This is a genomic window from Planomicrobium sp. MB-3u-38, assembly GCF_002836425.1.
In the GTDB taxonomy this organism is placed as follows: Bacteria; Bacillota; Bacilli; order Bacillales_A; family Planococcaceae; genus Planococcus; species Planococcus okeanokoites.
The window spans coordinates 128367-142623 of record NZ_PJBO01000048.1 but is presented as its reverse complement, the minus strand read 5'-3'; the positions used below and the strand labels follow the sequence as shown (position 1 = coordinate 142623).

The following is a 14257-nucleotide window of genomic DNA, read 5'->3' as shown; positions in this document are numbered from 1 at the left end:
TTCAAATATATTTTGTCAGAATACGATTTTTTTGCTATATTTACATAAGTTTTAGAATCAAGTTCGCACACATCCAGGGGGACAACATGAAGAAAAGTTTAAAAATCGGCAGCGCGTTTATCGGTATTATCGTCGGTGCAGGATTTGCATCCGGCCAGGAAATACTTCAATATTTCACAAGCTTTGGTTATCTCGGTATTTTAGCGGCTATATTGGCCACTGCTCTTTTTGCCTATATGGGAATGAGTCTGACGAGACTCGGCAGCCGCATGCAAACCACTTCGCACAAAGATGCGCTCTATGGCATCGGCGGCAAATACGGCGGTTTCATCATGGATATCATCATTATCCTGACAGTATTCGGCGTGGGAGTTGTAATGATTGCCGGAGCCGGTTCAATCTTCTCCCAGCAATTCGGTTTGCCGGCAGTTCTTGGAAATACCGTGATGGCTTTGATCGTCATGGGCACGATCATGCTCAATATCCAGAAGATCATTGCCATTATCGGCAGTATCACGCCATTTTTAGTCATGGTGGTTATCGGTCTTGCCATTTACAGCCTTCTGACAATGGATGCTTCGTTCGCTGAACTGAACCCGATTGCCAAAGAACAGGATTCAGCTTTATCCAATTGGTTTTACTCAGCAATCAATTATGTTTCCTTCAATATAGCCGTCGGTGCTTCCATGGCCATCGTCATGGGCGGAATCGAAAAAGACGAAAAAATCGCCGCCCGCGGTGGATTGATCGGCGGACTTGGGCTAGGTGCATTGATCATCTTGAGCCACTTGGCTATTTTTTCAGCCGTCGACAGAGTCGGCAGCTCGGATATGCCGATGCTTCAAATAGCCAACGATATTTCTCCCTTGCTCGGGTTCTTCATTTCATTGATTCTTTTTGCAATGATTTACAACACAGCCGTCAGTATGCTGTTTTCGTTCACTGCCCGCTTTGCGGAGCAGAATACGGCACGCTTCAAAATTACGGTTGTCATCGCAGTGACACTTGCCTACCTGTTGAGCTTCAAAGGATTTACAGAACTCGTCAGCCAGTTTTATCCGGTCATCGGATTGCTTGGGCTGTTCCTTGTTGTCACGCTTGTAGTGGCAAATATCCGCTACGCGCGCAATAAAAAAGCGGCAGCCTGAATATGGCCGTCAAATCCTTACAGAGGGGTTTGACGGTTTTTTCGTGTTAAAGTTGAACCATAGAATTTGGAAAGGTGGTTTTTCCATGGAGACAGCCGTTTGGATTGATGACAAACAGATTGAAGCAACAGACTTTAGAAATGAGCACGTCCAACTTTCAGGTACAGAAAATAAAATAAACAAGATTTCTTTTTCATTTAAAGTGAATAGTGAAGAATACCACGATGTGGCTGTTCTTCTTTATAAAAATGATTTTGAGGTACGGGTGCCGGATTTGAAACTCGAGTTCCCCGCTACCATCCATAATTATGCGACTGATCGAACAGATCTGTACCAAGAAGGACAAATCGCGGATTATTATCTCGAGTTGATCGAAAAAACAAATTAAAATCACGATGCCCTGGACTGCAATCGGTCCAGGGCATTCAGCTTATTGAGAAAAAGATAAAGGCAAGTAATCGATATTGCGCAAAACAGCTTCGAAGGCATTAGCCGTGTCTTGCACGGAGAATGCCTTTGCGACGAAGTGCGCAGCACTGCAGGAGCACGTTTTTTTAGGCTGCTCCTGCATCACTCCGCTAGCTTCGAGACATTAAAAGATATGCAGCGAAATGATTGAAAAGTTGATGTTTCTCGACAGCCTAAATGCCCTGGACTGCAATCGGTCCAGGGCATTTTTAATTTAGTCTCTTTTATATTTACTGCCGCTGCTTTTCATCCTTAAGTTACCGGTCAATTCATCTGCCAATTGCTCTTTGTGCTGCCGTTCAGCTTCATCCAGTAAGATGGAGAAGTCACCGTTTTCTTCATAGATCCGGAACCACGAGCCGATGGCGCTCCCATGCGGAAGTTCCTTGAACGGCACAATAATTTCGAAGCCTTGCTCTTCCAGCAGAATGACTGCTTTTCCTCCGTCTTCGATCTTGTCCAAATAGCCTTTCACGTGATCACTCCTCTACACATGCCAGATTCTGCTCTTTGATCGCTTCTACTGTCGCCTGGCCGATGCCGCTTATGTCATCTAAATCTTCAATCGCTTCAAATGGCCGTAAGCGAATAATTTCTTTTGCATACGTTTCACCGATTCCCGCAATCTGCTGGAGTTCAGCGGTGGATGCGATGTTGATGTTGATGCAGCGATTCTCCCCTTCAGTCGGGATCCCGGTGCGGCTGGTCACTACATTATAGGCACTGCCATCTGTTTCAACAATAATCGTGCCATTAACGTCAGTGCCATAAACTTCAGCACCGCTATTTTCGACTGCCGCCAACACCTCTGCGTGAGGATGACCATAGGAATTATCCGCTCCCGCACTGTAGATCGCCACTTCCGGTGATACCGCATCCAGAAAAGCGCTGCTGGTGGATGTATTCGAGCCATGGTGGCCAAGGTGAAGAATTTCCGCTTGCAAATCGGTTCCACTGTCGATCATTTGCTGCTCTTCTTTTACCCCGGCGTCTCCAGTGAAAACAAATTGAATATCTCCGTATGTCAATTTCATGGAAATTGATTCTTCATTGGCTGCACCAGTAATCTGTTCAGGATAGAGAACATCGATGCGCATTTTCCCTACGTCAAAAACATCTCCCGCTCTCGGTTCGTAATAATCGGTTCCACTTGCATCTATCGCCTGCAGTACATTCAAATAGGTATTGGATGTGCTTGGATTTCCCGGCAGCCAAACTTCTTCCACGCTGAATTCGCCGATAATTTGTGCGAGCTGGCCGATATGATCCGCATCAGGATGCGTACCAACGGCGATATTGATCGCTTTGATGCCTGCAGTTTTCAGGTAATCGACAGCTTGGTCAGACTTCCAATGGCCAGCGTCAATCAGGATTGCATGGCCATCAAATTCAAGCAATGTCGCGTCCCCCTGCCCTACATCGATATAATGCACGGTTAATGTCGGATCCATCGACTCTTGAACCGATTCCCCTTGTTCAACAGGTTTCTTCGGTGCAACAGTTTCCTGGCATCCCGCTAAAAAAATAAGCAGCGCAACAATTAACATCAAGATTTTTTTCAAAAACTCACTCCCTTAGTTACAGTGAATTTTATCACAGCTGCCTTATAAGCGGAGAAGTAGGAAGACATGAAAAATCCGCCAGAAAGAATATTCCAGGCGGATCGGCAATCAGGTCGACATATAATCTCCGCCATTCATATGGAGAAATTGCCCTGTCATATAGGAATTTTGCGGGTCTGCCAAGAAAACGTAGGCTTTTACGAGCTCAAAAGGCTGTCCCGGCCGCCCTGCTGGTACATCTTCCCCAAAGTCAGCCGCTACGTTAGGGTTTAAATCCCCGAATGTCTTCGTAATCAATGGCGTCCAGATCGGACCGGGTGCAATACCGTTTACCGCGATTTCTTCCCGAACCAGACGCCTTGCCAGCGAGCGGGTCATGGCCACCATCGCGCCATTCGCACCTGAATAATCGATCAGATCCGAATGTCCACGGTAGGCATTGATGGAAGCTGTATTGATGATACGGGACCCTTTTTTCAGATGAGGCAACGCCGCTCTCACTAAATAGAACATCGCAAAAGCTTTGATTTCGAAAGTTTTGAGCATCTGTTCATCCGTGATATCCAGCGGTGAAGTTTGTGGGTATTGATAGCCCGCATTATTGACGAGGATGTCAATCTGGCCGAAAGTTTCAAGCGTAAATTGAACAATCTTTTCGCATTCGGCCGATTTTCCCAAATCTCCTTGGAACGCTTTTGCGTCGCCGCCATATTTCCCGATTGTCTGCAGGGTTGCCCTGGCTCCTTCTTCATTGCCTTTGTAGCCGATGACAACTTTTGCTCCTTCTTTCGCGTAGGCTATGGCCACCGCTTGCCCGATGCCGCTGCTGGCGCCAGTGATAATCGCCACTTTCCCTTCCAGGGCACCGCTTGCTTTATAATCAGCCAAATCTGTGTTATCGAATGATTTATCTGCCATCAGATCACCTTTCCTTTGGTCGTTCGATAGTGAATTCCCAGGTTATTTTGCGCTAAGGTTTTTCGTCAATTCCTGATATAGCCCCTCATATAATCCGGCAGACTGTTTCCAGGAATAATCCGCCTCCATGCCATTCTTTTTAATCGCTTCCCAATGTCCGGATTCCTGATAGAACATTAATGCCCTTCTCACAGCTTCTGTGAAAGGCTCATTCCCTGTGAAGTCACTCAGAAAACCATTGCCCGTTTGCGTGACGCGGTCATATTCAATGACTGTATCTTTCAAACCGCCTGTTTTATTGGCTACAGGAACGGTTCCGTAACGCATTGAAATGAGCTGACTTAAACCACAAGGCTCAAAATGGGAAGGCATCAGGAAGATATCTGCCCCTGCATAAAGCTGGTGCGCAAGGTCTTCGTCGAAGCCAATATGCACCGCTACTTTATCTGGAAATTCTTTAGCCAGCTGCACGAAAAAGTCTTCAAATTTCTCTTCCCCTGAACCCAGCAGGATAAATTGCAGTTCATTGGATTGCAGCAATTCCGGCAGAGCCTCCTCCAGGATATCGATTCCTTTTTGGCCCGCCAGCCGCGAAATCATGACGGTCAGCGGAACATCCCCTTTCACCGGCAAACCCATCAATGATTGAGCCTTGCGCTTATTGACCGCTTTTTCTTCGATCGATGAGTGGTCATACTCCATTTCAATCGCCAGGTCTGTGGCGGGATTATAAAACTGAGTATCCAATCCGTTCAGGATTCCGACCAGATCGCCTTTACGTTCCTTAAGCACATCTTCCAGCCCTTCACCATATGCAGCTGTTAAAATTTCGTCCCGGTAACTTGGACTGACAGTGGTCACTTTATCGGCATAGGAAATGCCGGTCTTGAGCATATTGTAGTTTCCATTCCATTCAATGGAAGAAAGGTCGAACCCGTTTTCATCCAGTTCAAATCCTTTTGTGAAAACAGTAGTGGCAAAATTGCCTTGAAATTGGAGATTGTGGATCGTCAGAACTGTTTTAGCGCTTTCTCCAAGCACTTTGAAACGGCTGTCTTTTTTTATCAGCAATGGAATGATGGCTGTATGCCAGTCATGGACGTGGATGATGTCCGCTTTTACTTCCATCTCTTTCATTGCGGTCAGGACAGCGATGCTGAAAAAGTTGAAACGCTCCCCATCATCCGGTTCGCCATATATTTTGGACCGTCCGAAATATTCCCGGCTTTCCAGGAATAAATAACGGATATTTTCATCATTGTACTGGTAGACACCACATGGTTTGATTTCTCCGCCGAAAGAGACAGGAATTTCTTCAATCAATGAAAAATGCTCTGTAAATTCTTCCGCAATCAGGCTGTATTTGGGCAAGAACACAGTAACGTCATGGTTGTTATTCGCCAGTTCCTTTGGCAATGCACCAATTACGTCAGCCAGCCCTCCTGTTTTTGCAAAAGGTACACATTCCGCTGCTGCCATAATAATTTTCATAAGACTTCTCCCTCCGACACTACACTGCCTTTACGGATGATCACCGGCTTTTCTTTTGTTCCATGCAGTACACTGCCAGCTTTGATGCGCACATCTTTATCCGCAATCACATACAGCAAATCACAATTATCTTCTATTACACATTTTTGCATGATGATGCAATTTTCGAGTTTTGAATTTTTGCCGATTTCCACCGCTCTGCTCAGAATACTGTCACTGACCTGGCCTTCCAATAAGCTTCCGTTTGCAACCAGGGACCGCTTAACACTCGATCCCTTCATATATTTGGTCGGCGGTTCATCTTTGACTTTCGTATAAATCGGTTTTTCGGGCAGGAACAGCTGCCTCCATGTCACTTCGTTCAACAGCGCCATCGATTCATTGAAATAGCTTTCCATTGAATTGATCAGCACGAAATAACCTTCATATTGGTATTGCGAAAAGGTATATGGCTTTCTCTTAAGATTCACGATATCTTCAACACTCACAACCCGATTTTCCCGGAAACTCTTGATCATCTCCATTAATAATTCCTTGGATAAGATGTAAGATTTCATGCATTCCCCGTCCCGGACCGCCTCTGTAATATCGGCTCCTGACGCTAAATGGGCATCCAGCATATCGTTATAATCCAGTTGCGAAATGGAAAAGGCACTGGTTACAACGACGTAGGGCTGCGTGCTTTTCTTGAAGAAACTGAGATGGTCCTCAAGCGCCGCAAAGGAACCGACACTCAATTGGTCGCCTTCCCGTTGTGAGGTGGGCAAAAAATAAAGTCCGTTTCTGCGGCGGTCCAGATCCCAGCTTTTCCCTTTCCCTATATGATCCATCAGCGAAACACTTTGCTGTGAAGCAAAGACTCCGACTGAACTGATATCCGAATTCACAATATTGGATAATGCAAAATCGATTAAGCGATACCTGCCTGCAAATGGAATCGAGGCGGACGACCGGTACATCGCCAATTCCTTCAGTCCCGGAATCGTGACAGTCGCGTCAATTACTGCTGCTAAGCGCATCGTCTTCACTCCCTTCCCAATTCCTGATCGTTTCTTTTGTTAAAAGAGTGATTTCCCCATCTTTTTTCTGCAGCGTAAAATTGGCGGGAATTTTGAGATCAGGCGTTATGATCGCCCTGCTGATTTTTGCACCCGATCCGACTACCGTCCCTGCCATTACCACACATTCATCAATCTCTGCCCCTTCTTTGATATGGACATCCTGAGAAATAACGGATCTCCTGACTTTGCCTTCGATGATGCAGCCTTCATTGACAAATGATTCCTGAATTTCACATGTCGACGTCACTACTTGCGGAGGCAGCTGAGGATTGGATGAAAAAATCCTCCAGGCCGAATCGTGGAGCACGAGACCCGAGTCCAGTTCCAGCAAATCCATATTCGCTTCCCAAAGACTCTCCACTGTCCCCACGTCTTTCCAATAGCCTTTATATGGATAAGCGACCATTTTTTCATTGCTTTCAAGCATGGCCGGAATGATATCTTTGCCGAAATCATGGCTCGACTCTTCTTGTTCTGCGTCTCTTGCCAAGTATTCCTTCAGCTTTTGATAATTAAAAATATATACGCCCATAGAGGCTAAATTAGTTTGTGGGTCAGCCGGCTTTTCCACAAATCTCTTAATCTGCATTTCTTCATCCGTCTCCATCAAGCCAAAGCGGCTTGCCTCTTCCCATGGCACTTCAATAACTGAAATCGTGGCATCCGCCTGATGCTTGATATGGAAATCGAGCATCAGCATATAATTCATCTTATATATATGGTCACCCGATAGAATTAGAACATATTCCGGTTGATGCGCCTCTAAAAATTTTATGTTCTGATGAATCGCATTCGCGGTTCCGTCATACCATTTGATGCCGTCAGCTTCCGCATATGGCGGGAGCATCGTCACGCCACCATTTCGGCGGTCAAGGTCCCACGGGGTTCCAAGGCCGATATATTGATGCAATAAATGCGGCTGGTATTGCGTCAAAACGCCAACTGTATGGATTTCTGAATTTGTGCAATTTGATAATGGAAAATCAATGATGCGGTACTTCCCGCCAAATGGAATTGCCGGCTTTGCCACCGCGTAAGTAAGTTCTTTCAGCCGGGTTCCTTGCCCGCCGGCCAATAACATTGCCACAATCTGCTTTTTCAATCCGCTTCGCTCCCTTTCTCCATCAATTTCCAGATACACATGGTAAATGCAGGCAACTCAATTTTTATGGACTTGTCCTGTCCATCCGCTCCGATATCTTCAGCTGAAGCTATGCGGGCGATACTGCTCTGGACTCCCCCATATTCGGCGGCTGCACTTGTAAAGATTTGTCTATATTCCCCGTTTCCCGGCACCCCCACGCGAAAATCAGAATAGGCATTATGCGAGAAATTGCACAAAATGACACACTCATCTTGCGGATTCTTTCCTCTTCTGATGAACGAGGCGACACTCTGTTCATGATTGTCGGCATCAAGCCAGACAAATCCTTTGGAATGATCATCCAATTGATAAAGTGATCTTTCACTTTTATAGAATCCCAGGAGGTCTTTCGTAAAATAGGCCATTTTTTTGTGTGCTTCCTGTTCCAGCGAAGCCCAATCCAGTTCCGGCTTGAATTCCCATTCATCGAAATGCCCGAATTCCTGGCCCATGAATAATAACTTTTTACCGGGATGGGTAATCCAAAAACCAAGCAGCAAACGCAATTGGCTGAACTTCTCTTCCATTGTTCCCGGCAATTTATTCAGCAGCGATTTTTCTCCATGAACCACTTCATCATGTGAAAAAGCCAGGATATAACGCTCATCGTATTGATACATAAGTGAAAAGTTCATCTTGTCGTGGTGCTCCGAGCGTTCCGACGGCTGCTCTTTCATATATGCGAGCGTGTCGTGCATCCAGCCGAAATTCCATTTATAATCAAAGCCGACTCCATTTTCCTCTGGGGTATGGGTCACTTTCGGATGCCCCCACGCATCTTCTGCAACAAGGATGGCGTCTGGGAACCCTTTTTTTAAACTGGACACTAAAGTGCGTAAAAATTCCTTGCCCTCTGCATTAAAAGTTCTGGCTTCTTCATTTGGTATATAAAGCTGTGTAATGACTGCGTCCATGCGAAAACCGTCGAATTTGAATTCTTTCATCCAATAATGAGCGCTTGAAATCAGGAAGCTCACCACTTCACCTCGTTGGATATCAAAATTCAATGTGCCCCAATCATAATTCACTCTTCTTTCTTCACGGGATTCTTCGTAAAGCGGTTTTCCATTGAATAAAGAAAGCGCAAATGCATCACTGCAGAAATGGCCAGGAATCCAGTCCAAAAATATTCCGATCTCATTTTTTGCGCATACAGAAATAAAATACTTCAAGTCATCTGCAGTGCCATAGCGGATTGTCGGCGCAAAATAGCCGGTTGCCTGATAACCCCATGACTCATCAAGAGGATGCTCAGTAATCGGCAGGATTTCAATATGTGTAAAACCCATGTTTTTCACATAAGGAACGAGTTCATCAGCCAGTTCCCTGTAAGTCAGAAAGTTTCCTTGTTCGTTCCTTCTCCAGGTCCCGATATGCAATTCATAAATTGCCATCGGTTTTTCAACGTGGTTTTCAGCCAGGCTGCGTTTCTTTTCCATGATCTCTTCTTGCCATTCATACCGTGAAGGTCCGACAATCACCGATCTTGTCTGCGGCCTCATCTCTCCCTGTCTGGCATAAGGATCGGACTTCTCAAGGAGTTCACCATTATTCGAGAGAATTTCATAAATATAGGAGTATCCCGTCAAATCCGCCGGGACACGGATTTGCCAAATCGTTTCGTCATGCGGCAGGCATTTCATCTCATATGAAACCATTTCACTGGTCTCTGGATGAAATACCACGGCCGTCACCCTTTTGACGTCCGGAACCCAGAGCGTGAATGAGGTAAAGCCCCTTTCGACTTTTGCTCCAAAATATTGATAAGCATTTTTCATCTGGCCGTTATGGAAGTCCTTCAATTTATCTGCCGTCAACTCTTCTTCCTGGATAATCATACGAACTCCTCCTAACATCGCCTTTCCTTAATTATCTATCTTTAGTAGATTCTACACGCTCCATGATAATCCTTTGTAAATTAACTAAATTTTTCGTAAATTAAATTACAAATATATTTTATTTCCGTTATTCCATTTACTTTTCGCTTCCCAAACTCTTCCGTTCGAAATATTTACATATATTTTTGGTGTCCGGTACTTGTTTGGCGGCTCCATATCCACTACGCTTATAAGGATTCACGATAGCGATTCAGAAAGGACGGGTACTATTGCTGAAAACGAAGTGGTTTACCCTTTTAATAGTGTTAAGTATTTTCCTTGCCGGCTGCGGCCAGGAAATAAAAGATCCCGTCAGTTGGGAAATAGAAGATTTTACTTTCACCAATCAAAATAATGAAGATGTCGGTCTAGCAGATCTGCAAGGCGAGGTATGGCTGGCGGATTTCGTATTCACCAATTGCACGACCGTCTGTTTGCCGATGATGGCGAATATGACCGAATTGCAGGGGCAATTGAAGGAAGAAGGACTTGATGTGCGGATTGTTTCGTTCAGTGTGGATCCAACGATTGATACACCAGAAGTTTTAAAATCCTATGCTGAGAATTACGGTGCAGATCTGAACAGCTGGGACTTGCTGACAGGCTATTCTCCCGAAGAAATCGATGCATTCGCGATGGAGAACTTTAAAGTCGTTGCCAGAAAACCTGCGAATGAAGACCAGGTCGTTCATGGAACGTCTTTCAATCTGGTTGACCAAGAAGGTGTTGTCCGCAAATTCTATGACGGGATCGATCCCCCAACAGAAGAGATCATAAGTGATATCAAAATCCTTTTGGCGGAGGAATAAGCGATGAAAAAGATGAATATTTGGATTTTGCTCGGCATTTTGGCCGCAGCCGTGTTTTTGATTTTCCTTTTTGTGCCGCGCGAGAATGTTCCTCCGCCCAACACACGGGTGATTCTGGAGCATACCCACCGGACTTATATCGCCCCCTCCTGTTTCCAGGAAGCGGACGCGACGAATTACCTTGAGGAATCGACCCTGCAGCAGGCCCGGGAACTGAATTACCCGCCGCATACAGACTGCACGGCTGAAGCTTTTGAAGGAAATGTGGAAAGCCGGTTCACAAGCATCTTGAAAGAGTTCGGCGTCATGGAAAAAGAATCACAGGATTGGTAGACAGAAAACAGGCCGCGGACAAATGTCCACGGCCTGTTTATTCTTTAAGAACAGGAAAAATATAAACGATATTGCGCAAAACAGCTTCGCTTTACAAACCCGTGCTCCTGCATCGCTGCGCTAGCTTCGTCGCAAAGCGCCGGCCGGAAGTTCTTCGGCCGCGCTTGGCTTGCACTGAGCTAACTCGGACTCGTTCTACTTCGTCCGAGTGGATCTCAGCACTTCGCTCGAACCGGAGTTGGCAAGCCAACTCCGGTTCTACTCCCCTGGGAGTCTTCGCTTTTTTGCTCCATATCTCAGATACCTCTCTACAAAGTATGTCTTTTCAAGTCTGTTTCAAATAAGAAGTAGATGCTTTGAATCTGCACAAAACCAGCACAAAATGACATGGAGTGAATGACAAAGACATACTCCCCGAATCAACATTCCCTCTTTTTTCTATATTTCCTATTCGATGAATTTCACACAGACTGGCGCCGTAGTTTTTATTTCCTGCGCAAGTTCAATCGGCCGTCCGTCTTCCAGTTTCAAAACTGTGAGGGTATCCGATTTCTCATTAGCCGCAATCAGCCATTTCCCGCCTGGAACCAATGAGAAATGGCGCGGTCCCGCTCCGCCGCTGCTCGTGAATTCCGGACTGCGGAGTTTGCCGCTTTCATCGATTTCAAAAGAGACGATGCTGTCATTCCCTCTGTTTGAAGCATAAAGGAATTTTCCATCTTCGGATACAACCACTTCCGCAGCCGTATTTTCTCCCTCGAAAGCTGTCGGCAGAAGTGACACGCGCTGAACTGGCTTGATTTCACTTTCCTGTCCAACCGTCAGAACCGTCATTGTCGAATCCAGTTCACCCAGCGAATAAATCAGTGGCAATTTCGGATGGAATGCCAAATGCCTCGGACCGCTTCCCGGTTCTGTATCTACTGCGTGATCAAGCGCCAGTTTCCCGTTTTGCATATCAAGCTGATAAAAGTAAATTGTATCCGTTCCAAGATCCGAGACAGCAAACAGATTTTCCCCTGGCACTTGAATGATGGAATGCGGATGGGCAGCATCCTGCCTTTCATGATTCGGCCCCGTTCCTTCATGCTGCACTGAGTCGGTCATTCCCCCGATGGACCCGTCTTCTTTCAGTTCAAAGACATTCACGTTCCCACCGGAATAATTGACAGACAGCAGCCATTTGCCGCTTCGATCAATCGTGACATAAGCAGGATGATCGCCATTTCCGCTGCTGCGGCTGTGTTCCTGTATCATGCCGTTATCCGAATCCAGCTTGTAGGATACCAGTTCGCCGTCGAAATCTTCACTGCCCGATACCGCTAATTCCTGTGATGGATGAATCGTGAGGAATGATGGACGTTCAATTCCGCTGACTCCTGCCACTTCCTTGAGCGTCCCAGAATCCGTATCGAACTCCCACAGTTTGATGCCTTTTTCTTCTCGGCCCGCATATGAACCCGTAAGCATATGAAGAATTGCCAAACAAAACTCCTCCTTCTGCGTCGCCGACTCCCACTCGTCAGCCGCTCAATTTATATATAGCCTATCAAACCGGATTGGTTCAGGCTACTATGTAAGTCACATTAAAAAAGAATCTAATCTACCGTTGCAGTGATAAGAGAAATTTCTAGAGATATGGAGCAAAACAGCGAATAGTTGACCGTAGCCTGCGAGGGCAACTACTTGCGACGAAGCAGCGCAGCGATGCAGGAGCAAAGGTTTTAAATCCCCCGGCAGTCGGAACCGCGACGTCCTGTCGCGCCGACTGCATGACCCACATCCTGTGGGCCCGAAAGCGAAGCTGCTTTGCGGAATATCGGCTACAAAAAATCCACCTTGTGACAGGTGGATGATCGGCTTATAAAAGAATGCTCGTCTGTATAAACAGCTGGACCATTATATAGAAAGCGATGGCATATCTTAAATTGAAACGGATGCCGTTCCGGATGCCGCTCAAGCCATTCAAGCTGCTCAAAATGATGACCGGCATGACGAACGGTGACAGGATAATGGAAATGACGCTCCCTGAAGTTACCGCAAGCACAATCAATTCCGGCGGATACGGCAGCACCGCCCCTTCCAGAATCCCTGTCACCAAAACAATGACAGGCAATGGACCAAGCCCGATAAACCCGAGAACGATCAGGATGAAAGGAAGCAGCAGCAGGATATTCAGAAACGGGATGAGTTCCGTGATGTAATTCATGCCATCAATTACGTATGCGCCTGTCCCTGATCTATTCAGCGCGTAAATCATTAATCCTGCGGACAGCAGGATACTGAACTGCTGTGCCTGCCGTGAAATCCCATTCGAAAAATAATTTTTACCATCCGCCACATAATTCCCCAGCCGTTTTTTCAGCAGGAAATAAAGCAATGTCCAAAACAGAATGACAAGTGGAATCACTACCAGAAAGTCGATCCTCCAGACTTCGTGAATGAAAAATATCGTACCGAACAGGGACACAAACAGAAAAGCGAATTCCGCCACATCCCGGTTCCATTTGCCAGTGTTCCGCGAGTTCTTGATTGCTTCGCCAATTTCAGTGCGCAGGACCGCCGAAAAGTCATCTCCATCTCTCTTCTCCTGACGATAAGCAAAAAATGCACCGAGCAAACTTCCACCTATAGCCGCGCTAAACCCCAGTGCGACTGATTTCCATAAAGTGGCGCCTAAAGCCTCCACCGCAAAGATGAAGCTTGGAATGCTGATGACCCATAGTGTGGACAAAGCAAAGCCCCGCAAAATGGCTGTCCCCTTGAATTGTTCCCACGCTTCGCTTTTTTGTTCCTTCAAAAATGAATCAATGAAACTGTACATCATCGGAACCGCTCCAAAAAGAAGGAAATGGGAGATGATTTGGGTCATGCCCGTCAACCCTAAATAGAATTTCCGGCTTTCATTCAAAAATTTATGGCCATAGCTCATGATTTCATCGATATAAGGTTCTTCATTCAACACCCAGCTGATCATCGGTACAATCAGCAATAGCGAAATCAGGCTGCGCATCTGTAAAAAACCTTCCGCCAGCCCTTCCAGCAAAGAGCCATTTGTTAATAACATGACGCCGACCGCAATTGTGGAGAGAAAAATCGGCAATTGCATTTTATTGAGCGGCAGCAGAATCAACCCGAACACTAAGGTCAGTGACCCCAGGACAGATAATACATTGAACAAAGCCTCGTTGAAGAAGAAATAGGTGATGAAATGGAGCAGCGCATAAACCGACACCGAAAAGGTAAAACCTTTTGCTGCGATACCTTTCATACACTCTCTTCCTTTCCGTTTTACCCCTAAGTTATCCTCTATTCTACACTTGTAAAGCCCGATGAAAAGTTTACAGGACTAAAAAAAGACATAAAATTATTTTTTTTAATAGGAATAGTTTTAATTCTATAATATTTAATGATATGCTGACTTCAAACAATCAATTATAATATAT

General features: G+C 45.8%; 13 protein-coding genes. 4 read left to right on the top strand and 9 right to left on the bottom strand.

Going from position 1 to position 14257, the window contains the following annotated elements; translation table 11 throughout:
• Window positions 1–86: 86 nt before the first annotated feature.
• Both CXF70_RS09980 and CXF70_RS09975 read left to right on the top strand, forming a co-directional pair.
• Complete coding sequence (locus tag CXF70_RS09980) at window positions 87–1148, top strand: YkvI family membrane protein (protein WP_101802522.1); 1062 nt, start codon at window positions 87–89, stop codon at window positions 1146–1148.
• An 85-nt stretch (window positions 1149–1233) separates the two neighbouring features.
• On the top strand, window positions 1234–1536 hold the full coding sequence (locus CXF70_RS09975) for a DUF3219 family protein (protein ID WP_101802521.1): 303 nt from the start codon (window positions 1234–1236) through the stop codon (window positions 1534–1536).
• Window positions 1537–1830: 294 nt separating this feature from the next.
• On the opposite strand, the gene CXF70_RS09970 is transcribed toward CXF70_RS09975, so the two are convergent.
• From CXF70_RS09970 to glgB, 7 genes are all read right to left on the bottom strand, one after another.
• Entirely contained in the window at window positions 1831–2091 is a 261-nt protein-coding gene (locus tag CXF70_RS09970; RefSeq protein ID WP_101802520.1) for a DUF3006 family protein, read from the bottom strand.
• Between the two features lie 4 nt (window positions 2092–2095).
• Window positions 2096–3178, bottom strand: a complete 1083-nt coding sequence (locus CXF70_RS09965) for an MBL fold metallo-hydrolase (RefSeq protein ID WP_233208600.1) — start codon at window positions 3176–3178, stop codon at window positions 2096–2098.
• A 108-nt stretch (window positions 3179–3286) separates the two neighbouring features.
• On the bottom strand, window positions 3287–4096 hold the full coding sequence (locus CXF70_RS09960) for an SDR family oxidoreductase (RefSeq protein WP_101802519.1): 810 nt from the start codon (window positions 4094–4096) through the stop codon (window positions 3287–3289).
• Window positions 4097–4138: 42 nt separating this feature from the next.
• Window positions 4139–5587 (bottom strand): glycogen synthase GlgA, encoded by a 1449-nt coding sequence (gene glgA / locus CXF70_RS09955; RefSeq protein WP_101802518.1) that lies wholly within the window; start codon window positions 5585–5587, stop codon window positions 4139–4141.
• Window positions 5584–6606 (bottom strand): GlgC family sugar phosphate nucleotidyltransferase, encoded by a 1023-nt coding sequence (locus tag CXF70_RS09950; protein ID WP_101802517.1) that lies wholly within the window; start codon window positions 6604–6606, stop codon window positions 5584–5586. The genes glgA and CXF70_RS09950 overlap by 4 nt, the downstream gene beginning before the upstream one ends.
• Window positions 6584–7750: a glucose-1-phosphate adenylyltransferase gene (locus CXF70_RS09945; protein ID WP_101802516.1), complete on the bottom strand. Its 1167-nt coding sequence runs from the start codon at window positions 7748–7750 to the stop codon at window positions 6584–6586. Before CXF70_RS09945 ends, CXF70_RS09950 begins: the two co-directional genes overlap by 23 nt.
• Complete coding sequence (gene glgB / locus CXF70_RS09940) at window positions 7747–9630, bottom strand: 1,4-alpha-glucan branching protein GlgB (protein WP_101802515.1); 1884 nt, start codon at window positions 9628–9630, stop codon at window positions 7747–7749. The genes CXF70_RS09945 and glgB overlap by 4 nt, the downstream gene beginning before the upstream one ends.
• A gap of 269 nt (window positions 9631–9899) precedes the next feature.
• On the opposite strand from glgB, the gene CXF70_RS09935 reads away from it, so the two are divergent.
• Entirely contained in the window at window positions 9900–10478 is a 579-nt protein-coding gene (locus tag CXF70_RS09935; protein ID WP_369916937.1) for an SCO family protein, read from the top strand.
• A gap of 3 nt (window positions 10479–10481) precedes the next feature.
• Window positions 10482–10811, top strand: coding sequence for a hypothetical protein (locus CXF70_RS09930; RefSeq protein ID WP_101802514.1), 330 nt, complete (start codon window positions 10482–10484; stop codon window positions 10809–10811).
• 447 nt (window positions 10812–11258) lie between these two features.
• Here the strand turns inward: CXF70_RS09930 and CXF70_RS09925 are convergent, their stop codons facing one another.
• Both CXF70_RS09925 and CXF70_RS09920 read right to left on the bottom strand, forming a co-directional pair.
• The gene (locus CXF70_RS09925) at window positions 11259–12296 is read right to left on the bottom strand and encodes a lactonase family protein (protein ID WP_101802513.1); all 1038 of its coding nucleotides are present in this window, start codon (window positions 12294–12296) and stop codon (window positions 11259–11261) included.
• A 376-nt stretch (window positions 12297–12672) separates the two neighbouring features.
• Window positions 12673–14082 carry a hypothetical protein gene (locus CXF70_RS09920; protein ID WP_101802512.1) on the bottom strand — a complete coding sequence of 470 codons (1410 nt, stop codon included), beginning with the start codon at window positions 14080–14082 and terminating at the stop codon, window positions 12673–12675.
• Window positions 14083–14257: the final 175 nt, after the last annotated feature.

Coding starts and splice junctions, on each gene's coding strand:
- CXF70_RS09980 (WP_101802522.1), top strand. CDS start 87: ATGAAGAAAAGTTTAAAAATCGGCAGCGCGTTTATCGGTATTATCGTC.
- CXF70_RS09975 (WP_101802521.1), top strand. CDS start 1,234: ATGGAGACAGCCGTTTGGATTGATGACAAACAGATTGAAGCAACAGAC.
- CXF70_RS09960 (WP_101802519.1), bottom strand. CDS start 4,096: ATGGCAGATAAATCATTCGATAACACAGATTTGGCTGATTATAAAGCA.
- glgA (WP_101802518.1), bottom strand. CDS start 5,587: ATGAAAATTATTATGGCAGCAGCGGAATGTGTACCTTTTGCAAAAACA.
- CXF70_RS09950 (WP_101802517.1), bottom strand. CDS start 6,606: ATGCGCTTAGCAGCAGTAATTGACGCGACTGTCACGATTCCGGGACTG.
- glgB (WP_101802515.1), bottom strand. CDS start 9,630: ATGATTATCCAGGAAGAAGAGTTGACGGCAGATAAATTGAAGGACTTC.
- CXF70_RS09930 (WP_101802514.1), top strand. CDS start 10,482: ATGAAAAAGATGAATATTTGGATTTTGCTCGGCATTTTGGCCGCAGCC.
- CXF70_RS09920 (WP_101802512.1), bottom strand. CDS start 14,082: ATGAAAGGTATCGCAGCAAAAGGTTTTACCTTTTCGGTGTCGGTTTAT.